Genomic DNA, 11730 nt, shown 5'->3' on the forward strand with positions numbered 1-11730 from the left:
GAACCTCGTATGGTCGTATCCGTGTTGGAGGAGATGCGGATCCGGTCCTTGGGCGTCATTGACGACGCGGTGGTCGAGCTGTCACCAGGTTTCACGGCGGTGACCGGTGAGACCGGCGCCGGCAAGACCATGGTCGTGACCAGCCTCGGGCTGCTGCTCGGCGGCCGGGCCGACCCGGCGCTCGTGCGCGTCGGGGCGAAGGCGGCGGTGGTCGAGGGGCGGATCGTCGTCGACCGGGCGTCGCCCGCCGCCGTGCGGGCCGAGGAGGCGGGCGCCGAGCTCGACGACGGGGCGCTGCTCGTCAGCCGGACGCTGTCCGCCGAGGGGCGCTCCCGGGCCCACGTCGGCGGGCGTGGCGTGCCCGTCGGGCTGCTCGGCGAGCTCGCCGACGACCTCGTCGCCGTGCACGGCCAGACCGACCAGCAGGGGCTGCTCCGCCCGGCCCGGCAGCGCGCCGCGCTCGACCGGTACGCGGGGGAGGCGGTGGCCGCGCCGCTCGCCAAGTACACCGACGCCTACCGGCGGCTGCGCGCCGTCGCCGCCGAGCTCGACGAGCTGACCACCCGGGCCCGCGAGCGCGCCCAGGAGGCGGACCTGCTGCGCTTCGGCCTCGACGAGATCGCCGCCGTCGCGCCGGTGGCCGGCGAGGACGCCGAACTCGCCGCCGAGGCCGAGCGGCTGGGCCACGCCGAGTCCCTCGCCTCCGCCGCCACCGCCGCGCACGCCGCCCTGGCCGGGGACCCCGAGGACCCGGAGGGCGTGGACGCCGCCTCGCTCGTCGCCGGCGCCCACCGGGCGCTGGAGGCCGTCCGCTCCCACGATCCGGCGCTGGCCGCGCTCGCCGACCGGGCGGGCGAGCTCGGCATCCTGCTCCGCGACGTGGCCGGCGAGCTCGCCGGGTACGCCTCCGACCTCGACGCCGACCCCCGGCGGCTGGCCGCCGTCGAGGAGCGGCGGGCCGCCCTCGCGCACCTGACGCGCAAGTACGGCGAGGACGCCGCCGCCGTCCTCGCCTGGGCCGAGCGGAGCGCCGCGCGGCTCGGTGAACTGGAGGGTGACGACGACCGGATCGCCGAGCTCACCGCCGAACGGGACGCCCTGCGGGATGAACTGGGCGCCCTCGCCCGGCAGCTGACCGACGCGCGCACCGAGGCGGCGGAACGATTCGCGGACGCCGTGACGGAGGAACTGGCGCAGCTCGCGATGCCGCACGCGCGCGTCTCGTTCGCCGTCCGGCAGAACGAGGTCGCCGACCCGGCGTCCGGCATCGAGGTCGGCGGGCGCGCCGTCGCCTACGGCCCGCACGGCGCCGACGACGTCGAGCTGCTGCTCGCCCCGCACCCCGGCGCCCATCCCCGGCCCATCGCCAAGGGCGCCTCGGGCGGTGAGCTGTCCCGCGTGATGCTCGCGGTGGAGGTCGTGTTCGCGGGCTCCGACCCGGTGCCCACCTACCTCTTCGACGAGGTCGACGCGGGCATCGGCGGCCGGGCCGCCGTCGAGGTCGGCCGCCGCCTGGCCCGGCTCGCGCGGACCGCGCAGGTCGTCGTCGTCACCCACCTCCCGCAGGTGGCCGCCTTCGCCGACCGGCACCTGGTGGTCGAGAAGACCCACGACGGATCCGTGACCCGCAGCGGTGTGCAGGCCATGGAGGGCGAGGACCGGATCCGCGAGCTCTCCCGGATGCTCGCCGGGCAGGAGGACTCGCGGCTCGCCCGCGCGCACGCCGAGGAGTTGCTGGAGGCGGCGCGGGCCGGGCGGTGAGGGAGTAAAACGGTCACCGCGTAACAGGGCGGTGCTTTCGGTGGTGTCGGGCGACCTCCGGGCCAACGGCTCGTAATCCCCAAACCGGGTGAATCCGGAGTCGCCCGGGCGAGACAGGGCGGGCCGGGCGCGGAGCGGTGGTGCCCGGACGGCGGTGGCGGCTGGCATCCTGGGCAACGGCACCGCGCCGTCGCCGGTCCTGCCGCCACCCCCGCCTCCTTCCGTCCGACGCCGATCCGCCGATCCGCCGGTTCGCCGGTCCCGCCGATCCAGGAGTCACTCCCGCGTGAGCAGTTCATCCGGCACGTCCCACGGCCGGCCGCCCCCGCACGCCGTCCAGGTGCTGGGCGGCGGTGGCGCGGGCAGCGGCGCCCATGTGCGGTCGCTGGCCGCCGGCCTCGTCGCGCGGGGGCTGCGGGTGACGGTGTGCGCGGCCGGGTGGACGGAGGAACGGTACGGATTCACCGGGGCCGGCGCCTCGTTCACGCCGCTGCCGGCCGGGACGGACGCGCTCCTCGTCGCCGGGATCCGGGCGGCGACCGCCGACGCGGACGTCGTCCACGCGCACGGCCTGCGCTGGGGCCTCCTCGCCGCGCTCGCCCTGCACGGGCGCCCGACGCCGCTGGTGGTCACCTGGCACCGGCGCGTCCGCGCGGCGGGCGCCCGGGCCCACGTCGTACGGCTGATGGAACGGCGGGCCGTGCGGACCGCCGCGGTCGTCCTCGGCGCCACGCCGGACCTGGTGGACCAGGCGCGGTCACGCGGGGCGCGGGACGCCCGGCTGACGCCGGTGGGGTTCCCCGGGCCGCGGGCCGCCGCCCCTGTCGCCGCTGCCGCCGTTGTCGCAGCGGAGACGGAAGGTGACGTGCCCCGGGACAAGGTGCTCGCCGAACTGGGCGTGCTCGGGCGGCCGTTGCTCCTCGCCGTCGGGCGGCTCGAACCCGACCAGGGGTACGGGCCGCTGCTCGACGCCGCCCGCTCCTGGCGGCGGCTCGACCCCGAGCCGCTGCTCGTCGTCGCCGGGGAGGGGCCTGAGCGGCCGTTGCTCCAGCGGCGCATCGAGGACGAGGGGCTGCCCGTGCGGCTCGTCGGGCGGCGGGAGGATGTGCCGCAGTTGCTGGCGGCGGCGGACCTGGCGATTCTGCCGAGTCGGTGGGAGGGGCGGGCACTGCTGGCGCAGGAGGCTTTCCGGGCGGGGGTGCCGTTGGTGGCCACGGCGGTGGGGGGTGTTCCCGATCTTGTCGGCGATGCGGCGGAGCTTGTGCCGTATGGGGACGCTTCGGCGTTGGCCTGCGCGGTGTCGCGGGTGCTTGTCGACGCGCGGCGGCGGGCCGAGCTTGTCGCCGCGGGGCGGCGGTTGGGGGCGGGGTGGCCTTCGGAGGACGATGCGGTTGCTCATGTGCTGAGCGTGTACGACGAGTTGTGGGGGTAGGGGTGCCCCGGTCCCGCCCCTTCGCCGATCCCTGGGGCTGCGCCCCAGACCCCCCTTTCGCGGCTTCGCCGCTCGTCCTCAAGCGCCGGACGGGCTGAAATCGGCCCGTCCGGCGCTTGAGGACAACCGCGCGGAGCGCGGTTTCGGGGGTGCGGGGGCTTGCCCCCGCAAGAAACGGTGAAAGGGCGGGCCCGGGGCACCCTCACCCCACCAGCCGCCGCCCCCGCAACGCCACCCCCAGCGCCAGCCGGCTGTCCGGATCGTCGGGATCCGTTCCCAGCAAGCCGGCGATGCGCGCCAGGCGGTCGTACAGCGTCTGCCGGTTGACGTGCAGCTCCCGTGCCGTCTCCGCCTTGCGGCCCGCGTGGCGGAGGTAGGTGTCCAGGGTGGGGAGGAGCGGGGTCCGGGCGGTGGTGTCGTGGGTGAGGAGGGGGCCGAGGACGCGGTCGACGAAGGCCGCGAGGTCGTCGTGGCCGCGCAGGCGGGACAGGAGGAGGTCGACGTCGAGGGCGCGGGCGTCGTACCAGGGGCGGTCGGGCAGGCCGGTCGCGGCGGTCGCCGCCTCGGCGGCGTGCCGCAGGGCGGCGCCCGCGGTGGTCCAGTCGGCCGGTGCGCCCACCACGACCACCGGCGGCCGGGAGCGGACCCGCCGCGCCCCGGTGCGCAGGGCGGCGGCGAGCCGGTCGGCGACGGCCGGGCGGTCGGCCGCGGCCCGGAGGCCGGCGAGCAGCGGGATCCGGCCCTCGGGCAGCCGGACGCCCAGCAGTACGGGCACTCCTGCCGCGGCTAGTTCTTCCTGGACCGCGCAGGTCAGTGCCGCCGGGCCGGTGTCCCGGCCGGGGCCCGCCGGGGCGTCGAGGACGACCGGCAGCAGCGGCCCGGGGCCGGGGCGGAAGCCGAGGACGCGGGCCAGGGCGGGGGCGTCGGCCGGGTCGAGCCGGCCCTCGGCGAGGTCGGTGAGGAAGTCGCCGCGCCCCCGGGCCGCCAGCTCCTCCTCCTGGCGGGCCTGGAGGAGGACGACCGCCAGCAGGCCGGCCGTCCGGTCGGCGGCGACGCGGTGCACCGGGGCCAGCGGCGCGTGCACGGGCAGGACGGTCAGCCGGGCCCGCGGGCCGCCCGGGGCCTGCCCGGGGACGTCCACGGCCATCCGCCCGGCCAGGTCGGCGCGGCGCAGCCCGTCCCACACCTGGAGCGGGTCGGCGGCGCCGGGCGGCGCGGGGTCGGGGCCGGCCGCGTAGAGGAGCCGCCCGTCGGCGGCCTCCAGGAAGACCGGGTTGGCGGTGAACTCGGCCAGCAGCCGCAGCACTTCGGGCGCCCCGCCGCCGTCCAGCAGCGCCTCCGTGCACCGCCGGTGGACGCCGTCCGCGCGCCGGAGCAGCGCGTAGTGCGCGTTGACCAGCTCGGTGTGGAGCTCCTCGGTGACCGCGACGAACGGGACCTCCCGGTGCAGCTGGACGAGCGGGAGCCCGGCCGCGCGGGCCGCGTCCACGACGGCGGCGGGCAGCGCGGGCAGGCGTGCGCCGAGCTCCACGACCAGGGCCGCGATCTCCCGTTCCACCAGGGTGCGGACGAAGGCGCGCTGCTCGGCCGGGCGGGCGCCCAGGCCCAGGCCGGTGGTCAGCAGCAGCTCGCCGCCCTTGAGGAGCGCCGCGATGTGCGGCGCCTCGCCGGCGTGCACCCAGCGCACCGGACGGTCGAGGCGGTCGGCGCCGGCCAGCACCTCGGGCAGCCCCCGGCGCAGGGCCGGCAGCTCCAGGGCGCGGGCGACGGTCACGGTGCTCCGGGGGATCCCGGGTATCGGCGGCTGGGCGTGCATGACGTGAACTTACGGGACGGATGCCGGTGTCCGGGAGGTGGCCGGGAGCCCGCCGGGGCGACGCGTGGGCGCCGTGGGACGCAGCGGGCCCGCGCCCGGCCGGCCGTGGCGTGCGCGGGCGGCGCGGTGGAGCCGGGTGAGGGTTCCTTCGCCGGCGTCCGCGCCCCGGCACGCTCCTCTGCGCCCCCCCGACGCTGCCCCTCCCGTCCCCTCCCGTCTCAGCCCGGCCGAGTGTCCCGGAAGACGGCGCCCCGAGCGGCGTCCCCGCACTCCGCTCTGCGCGCGTGCGCGTAGCAGAAGAGGCCCGGCCCCCACGGAAGTTGCCGCATAGTCGGCGTCCCCGCGGCAGGGGCGTGATAGGCAGTGTGACCCGGATCCGGCGACGGCCGGTCGAGCCTGGACCTCGGGGGATGACGATGCAGCCGCTCTACGTTTTCGACGCCGAAGTCAGCGCCCTGCCCGGCGCGGACCCCTTCCCGCTGGTGCGCGAGCACGTGGGCGCCTGGCTGTGCGGGCCCGCGGGGGACGGGCCCGGGGCGGGGGAGCTGGCGGCCGCCGGCGGGCCGCGGCCGTTGCACGGCGGGCGGACGGTCGAGTGGGCCGTCGAGGGGCCACCGGACGCGACGGCCGTGCGGGTCACCGTCACGCAGCCGCTCGACGGGGACGTCGGCCGGTTCGTCACCCGGATCACCGTGTCGTCCGTCGCGGGACGGGTGGGGCTGCGGGTGGTGATGGGCCGGGAGGTCGACGGGGGATGGATCGCGCCGGTGCAGGATCCGCTGCTGCGCCGGCCCGGGCTGCTGCGGACGGTCGCCGCCGACGAGGGGCTCCGGCTGCACGTCCTCGGCCAGCGGGTGACCGGGCGGTACGAGCGGATCCGGGAGACGGCGCAGACCGCCGTGCTCACCGAGTCGCTGGCCGGCCGCACCCGGCTGCCCATCCTGCTGGTGCACCCCCGGGAGGACGCCGCCTGGACGGCCGCCCGGCAGGCGGCCGGCGAGCTGATCGGTCTTGCCCAGGTCGTCACCCTCAACTACGGCACGGCCCGGGAGCTGCGCCGGCTGCTGCCGGAGGCCGCCGTCCCGGACGGCGGCGCCCGGCTGGTCTGGCCGCTGCCGGCGCTCGCCCACCCCGCGTACGCGCGCGCCGAGGTCGCCGACCCCGCCACCCGCTTCCGCTGGATGCGCACCCTCGGCGAACTCGCCGTCGTGGCCCGGGGATCGGACCGCGGCTGGGAGGCCGCGCGCCGGGCCGCCCGGGGCAGCGCCGCCCGGCGCGCCGCCGAACGCCTCGCGGCGGCCCGGGCGACGGGCGACGTCGCCCGCCAACTGGACGTCTACGAGGAGCGGGTGGCCCGTCTTGAGGCCGACGTCGCCTTCTGGGAGGGCGAGGCCCAGACGCTCACCACCCGGCTGGAGGCCGCCGGGGACGCCGACGCCGCCCGCCGGGAGGCCGAGTACTGGAGGGACCTCTACGTGCGGGAGGTGAAACGCGACGACCCCAAGGCCGGGGAGCCCGCGGATCCCTGGGAGGAGGTGCCCGAACTGGATCCCGCCGCCCCCGAGGCCACCTACCGGGCCCTGGAGGAGGCGGCCGACCACCGGATCGCGTTCACGGCCGGGGCGGAACGGTCCTGGCGGGCGTCCGGCTATCCGCACCCGGACGAGATGACCGCGCAGCTGGTCACCCTCGCCAAGGCCGCGGTCGACCTCTACGACCAGCCGAGCGACAAGAAACCCCGGATCACCCAGTGGTTCAAGGAGCAGCACGGGCTGACGGTGGCGACGAGCGACCTGACCATCAAGAAGGACCGGAAGCTGCGCTACTTCTCCTTCGACGGCGACGACCGGCGCGACGGCCTGCCGCACGTCAAGGTGCGCGACGCCACGTCCCACAACGAGGTCGGCCGGATCCACTTCGCGTTCGACCACGACAAGCGGCGGCTGATCGTGGACCACGTGGGCGTGAAGAAGTACTGACTCCGTCACATGGGTCCGGGCGGGCCCTCCGGCCCGCCCGTCCGTCCGGCGTCAGCCGCCGAAGGCGCTCGACGCCGTCAGCCGCAGCGCGGTGTCGATCAGCGGAACGTGGCTGAACGCCTGCGGGAAGTTGCCGACCTGCCGCTTCAGGTGCGGGTCCCACTCCTCCGCGAGCAGGCCCAGGTCGTTGCGGAGGGCCAGCAGCTTCTCGAAGAGCTGCCGTGCCTCGTCCACCCGGCCGATCATCGCGAGGTCGTCGGCGAGCCAGAACGAGCAGGCCAGGAAGGCCCCTTCGTCGCCCTCGAGGCCGTCCACGCCCGCGTCCTCGCCGGCCGTCGGGTAGCGCAGCACGAAGCCGTCGGGGGTGGACAGCTCGCGCTGGATCGCCTCGATGGTGCCGATGACGCGCTTGTCGTCCGGCGGCAGGAAGCCCATCTGCGGGATGAGCAGCAGCGAGGCGTCCAGCTCCTTGGAGCCGTAGGACTGCGTGAACGTGTTGCGTTCCTTGTCGTAGCCCTTCTCGCAGACGTCCCGGTGGATGTCGTCGCGCAGCTCGCGCCAGCGCTCCAGCGGGCCGTCCACGTCGCCGGACTCGATGAGCTTGATCGTGCGGTCCACCGCCACCCAGGCCATCACCTTGGAGTGGACGAAGTGCCGGCGCGGGCCGCGGACCTCCCAGATGCCCTCGTCGGGCTCGTTCCAGTGGTCCTCCAGGTAGCCGATCAGCCGCAACTGGAGGAGGGAGGCGTAGTCGTTGCGGGCCAGGCCCGTCATGTGCGCCAGGTGCAGCGCCTCGGTGACCTCGCCGTAGACGTCCAGCTGGAGCTGGCCGGCCGCGCCGTTGCCCACCCGGACCGGCCGCGAGTTCTCGTACCCCGGCAGCCAGGACAGCTCCGCCTCGCTCAGCTCCCGCTCGCCCGCGATGCCGTACATGATCTGGAGGTTCTCGGGGTCGCCGGCGACGGCCCGCAGCAGCCACTCGCGCCAGGCGCGGGCCTCCTCGCGGTAGCCGGTGCGCAGCAGCGACGACAGGGTGATCGCGGCGTCCCGCAGCCAGGTGAAGCGGTAGTCCCAGTTGCGGACGCCGCCGATCTCCTCCGGCAGGGACGTGGTGGGGGCGGCGACGATGCCGCCGGTGGGCGCGTAGGTCAGCGCCTTGAGGGTGATCAGCGAGCGGACGACGGCGTCCCGGTAGGGGCCGTGGTACGTACAGTGCTCGACCCACTCGCGCCAGAACTCCTCGGTGGCCTCCAGCGAGCCGTCCGGGTCGGGCAGGGCCGGCGGGCCGCTGTGCGAGGGCTGCCAGCTGATGGTGAAGGCCACCCGTTCACCGGGGGAGACGGTGAAGTCGGAGTAGGTGGTGAGGTCCTTGCCGAAGGTGTCGGCGGTGGTGTCCAGCCAGACGGAGTCCGGCCCGGCGACGGCCACCGTGCGGTCGCCCACCTTGTGCACCCAGGGCACCACCCGCCCGTAGGAGAACCGCATCCGCAGCGCGGAGCGCATCGGCACCCGGCCGCTGACGCCCTCGACGATCCGGATCAGCTGCGGCGCCCCGTCACGCGGGGGCATGAAGTCGATGATCCGGACGGTCCCGCGGGCGGTGTCCCACTCGGACTCCAGCACCAGGGAGTCGCCCCGGTAGCGGCGGCGGTCGGCGCGCGGCGGCGCGGCACCCGAGGGGTGCGCCGGGCCGATCCGCCAGTAGCCGTGTTCCTCTGTACCCAGCAGCCCGGCGAACGCCGCGTGGGAATCGAACCGTGGGAGGCACAGCCAGTCGGCCGTGCCGTCCCTGCAGACCAGGGCGGCGGTCTGCATGTCGCCGATGAGTGCGTAATCCTCGATACGCCCGGCCACGTCATCTCCAGTCGAACGGCATCGTGACCCCAAGGGGGCCTCTGGCGGTCAAGCGATCTTCGACGAGCTCATGTTCCGGAAGGGGTGGGTGCACACCTCCCAGCGGTGGCTGGGGCCCAGGGGTGCCGTGCCGGCCGGCTCGCTTCATGTGTCCGTGCAGAATACGACGCCGAGTTGGGCGACGCGCGACGGTTGGCCGGGGAATCTGTGCCGAATGGGTGGCCCGGGACACAGGGGCCGCGCGCCCGTGACGCACGGTCCGCGAGCCCGTCGCGCCGCGTCACCGGCGGCGCCCGCCCCGGGGCGCTGATACCCTGGTACCCCGTGGACCGGTGGGCGCAAGACCCCTCGACCGCAGCGACGGCACCCCCGCAAAGACGCCGGGTGAGCGCCGGTACGCACCTCCACCTCGCGACCACGGGAGACCCCCTTTGGCCATTGCCGCTAAGCCCACGACGACCAAGCACCTCTTCGTCACCGGGGGTGTCGCCTCCTCGCTCGGCAAGGGGCTGACCGCCTCCAGCCTGGGTGCGCTGCTCAAGGCCCGGGGTCTGCGCGTGACGATGCAGAAGCTCGACCCGTACCTGAACGTCGACCCGGGCACGATGAACCCGTTCCAGCACGGCGAGGTGTTCGTCACCAACGACGGCGCCGAGACCGACCTGGACATCGGCCACTACGAGCGCTTCCTCGACGTCGACCTCGACGGCTCGGCCAACGTCACCACCGGCCAGGTGTACTCCTCCGTGATCGCCAAGGAGCGGCGCGGCGAGTACCTGGGCGACACCGTGCAGGTCATCCCGCACATCACCAACGAGATCAAGCACCGCATCCGGCGGATGGCGACCGAGGACGTCGACGTCGTCATCACCGAGGTCGGCGGCACGGTCGGCGACATCGAGTCGCTGCCGTTCCTGGAGACCGTCCGCCAGGTCCGGCACGAGGTCGGCCGCGACAACGTCTTCGTCGTGCACATCTCGCTGCTGCCCTACATCGGCCCCTCCGGCGAGCTGAAGACCAAGCCCACCCAGCACTCGGTGGCCGCGCTGCGCAACATCGGCATCCAGCCCGACGCGATCGTGCTGCGCGCCGACCGCGAGGTGCCCACCGCCATCAAGCGCAAGATCTCGCTGATGTGCGACGTCGACGAGGACGCGGTGGTCGCCGCCATCGACGCCAAGTCGATCTACGACATCCCGAAGGTGCTGCACGCCGAGGGCCTGGACGCCTACGTCGTCCGCAAGCTCGACCTGCCGTTCCGCGACGTGGACTGGGCCCAGTGGGACGACCTGCTGGACCGTGTCCACCAGCCGGACCACGAGGTCACCGTCGCGCTCGTCGGCAAGTACATCGACCTGCCGGACGCCTACCTCTCGGTCACGGAAGCCATCCGAGCGGGTGGCTTCGCCAACCGTGCGCGGGTGAAGATCAAATGGGTGACGTCGGACGACTGCGTCACCCCCGCCGGCGCCAAGAAGCAGCTCTCCGACGTGGACGCGATCTGCATCCCGGGCGGCTTCGGCGAGCGCGGCGTCAACGGCAAGGTCGGCGCCATCACCTACGCCCGTGAGAACAAGGTCCCGCTGCTGGGCCTCTGCCTCGGTCTGCAGTGCGTGGTCATCGAGGCCGCGCGCAACCTGGCCGGCATCACGGACGCCAACTCCACCGAGTTCGAGCCCGGCACCGCCCACCCGGTGATCTCCACCATGGCCGAGCAGATGGACATCGTCGCCGGCGAGGGCGACCTGGGCGGAACGATGCGCCTGGGCATGTACCCGGCCAAGCTGGCCGAGGGCTCCATCGTCCGCGAGGTCTACGACGACCAGCCGTACGTCGAGGAGCGCCACCGCCACCGGTACGAGGTCAACAACGCGTACCGCGGCGAGCTGGAGAAGAAGGCGGGCATCGTCTTCTCCGGCACCTCCCCGGACAACAAGCTGGTCGAGTACGTCGAGTACCCGCGCGAGGCGCACCCGTACCTCGTCGCGACCCAGGCCCACCCCGAGCTGCGCTCCCGGCCGACCCGGCCGCACCCGCTGTTCGCCGGCCTGGTGAAGGCCGCCGTTCGGCGTCAGCAGGGCTGATCTGTACGGTTGACCGGGGTGAGCCCCTCCGTTCCGGAGGGTCTCACCCCGGTTTTCGTTTTTCTGGAGCTGGAGGACGCAGATGCGCATCAAGGACACCGCCGAGGAGTGGCGGATCACCGCCACGGAGACGCCGTTCGTCGGCGCCAAGACGAGCGCGCGCACGGACGTCGTCGTGATGCCGGACGGCACCAGCGTCAACCGCGACTACCAGGTGCACCCCGGTTCGGTCGCCATCCTCGCCCTCGACGAGCAGGACCGCGTCCTGGTCATCAACCAGTACCGGCACCCGGTGCGGCACCGGCTCTGGGAGCTCCCGGCCGGGCTGCTGGACGTCCCCGGGGAGAACCCGCTGACCGCCGCCCACCGGGAGCTCTACGAGGAGGCCCACGTCAAGGCCGAGGACTGGCGGGTGCTCACCGACGTCTTCACCTCGCCCGGCGGCTGCGACGAGGCCCTGCGGATCTACCTCGCCCGGGACCTCTCCGACGTGGAGGGGGAGCGGTTCGAGGTGGCCGAGGAGGAGGCGGACATGGAGGTGGCGCGGGTGCCGCTCGCGGACGTGGTCCGCGGGGTGCTCTCCGGGGAGCTGCACAACACGTGTCTTGCCGTGGGCGTGCTGGCGCTTTCCGCCGCTCGGGCCGGGGACGGGATTGAGGCGTTGCGGCCGGCCGATGCACCTTGGCCTGCGCGGCCGTTCGAGGCGTAGGGGGAGTTTGCCCCGGTCCCGCCCCTTCGCCGATTCCTGGGGCTGACGCCCCAGACCCCGAAACCGCGCTCCGCGCGGTTGTCCTCAAACGCCGG

At 74.7% G+C, this 11730-nt stretch carries 7 protein-coding genes; 5 read left to right on the plus strand and 2 right to left on the minus strand.

Annotation, left to right across the window (positions count from 1 at the left end; translation table 11 throughout):
* Positions 1–9: 9 nt before the first annotated feature.
* Positions 10–1761, plus strand: a complete 1752-nt coding sequence (recN, locus tag K7I03_RS26160; RefSeq protein ID WP_185946148.1) for a DNA repair protein RecN — start codon at positions 10–12, stop codon at positions 1759–1761.
* Between the two features lie 286 nt (positions 1762–2047).
* Complete coding sequence (locus K7I03_RS26165) at positions 2048–3193, plus strand: glycosyltransferase family 4 protein (protein ID WP_185946149.1); 1146 nt, start codon at positions 2048–2050, stop codon at positions 3191–3193.
* 202 nt (positions 3194–3395) lie between these two features.
* Here K7I03_RS26165 and K7I03_RS26170 read toward each other — a convergent pair whose 3' ends face one another.
* Positions 3396–5009 carry a PucR family transcriptional regulator gene (locus tag K7I03_RS26170; RefSeq protein ID WP_185946150.1) on the minus strand — a complete coding sequence of 538 codons (1614 nt, stop codon included), beginning with the start codon at positions 5007–5009 and terminating at the stop codon, positions 3396–3398.
* 410 nt (positions 5010–5419) lie between these two features.
* On the opposite strand from K7I03_RS26170, the gene K7I03_RS26175 reads away from it, so the two are divergent.
* Positions 5420–6988, plus strand: a complete 1569-nt coding sequence (locus K7I03_RS26175; RefSeq protein ID WP_185946151.1) for a hypothetical protein — start codon at positions 5420–5422, stop codon at positions 6986–6988.
* Between the two features lie 51 nt (positions 6989–7039).
* Here K7I03_RS26175 and K7I03_RS26180 read toward each other — a convergent pair whose 3' ends face one another.
* Positions 7040–8842 carry a glycoside hydrolase family 15 protein gene (locus K7I03_RS26180; protein WP_185946152.1) on the minus strand — a complete coding sequence of 601 codons (1803 nt, stop codon included), beginning with the start codon at positions 8840–8842 and terminating at the stop codon, positions 7040–7042.
* 431 nt (positions 8843–9273) lie between these two features.
* Between K7I03_RS26180 and K7I03_RS26185 the strand changes: the two genes are divergently transcribed.
* Both K7I03_RS26185 and K7I03_RS26190 read left to right on the plus strand, forming a co-directional pair.
* A complete protein-coding gene (locus tag K7I03_RS26185; RefSeq protein WP_221903709.1) occupies positions 9274–10926 on the plus strand; it encodes a CTP synthase in 1653 nt (550 codons plus the stop codon).
* A gap of 82 nt (positions 10927–11008) precedes the next feature.
* Positions 11009–11635 (plus strand): NUDIX domain-containing protein, encoded by a 627-nt coding sequence (locus K7I03_RS26190; RefSeq protein WP_185946153.1) that lies wholly within the window; start codon positions 11009–11011, stop codon positions 11633–11635.
* The last annotated feature ends 95 nt before the right edge of the window (positions 11636–11730 follow it).

Origin of the sequence: Streptomyces mobaraensis (assembly GCF_020099395.1) — a bacterium.
In the GTDB taxonomy this organism is placed as follows: Bacteria; Actinomycetota; Actinomycetes; order Streptomycetales; family Streptomycetaceae; genus Streptomyces.

What these genes read in the sequence shown, in the direction of transcription:
- recN (WP_185946148.1), top strand. Translation starts at nt 10, where the DNA reads ATGGTCGTATCCGTGTTGGAGGAGATGCGGATCCGGTCCTTGGGCGTC.
- K7I03_RS26170 (WP_185946150.1), bottom strand. Translation starts at nt 5,009, where the DNA reads ATGCACGCCCAGCCGCCGATACCCGGGATCCCCCGGAGCACCGTGACC.
- K7I03_RS26175 (WP_185946151.1), top strand. Translation starts at nt 5,420, where the DNA reads ATGACGATGCAGCCGCTCTACGTTTTCGACGCCGAAGTCAGCGCCCTG.
- K7I03_RS26190 (WP_185946153.1), top strand. Translation starts at nt 11,009, where the DNA reads ATGCGCATCAAGGACACCGCCGAGGAGTGGCGGATCACCGCCACGGAG.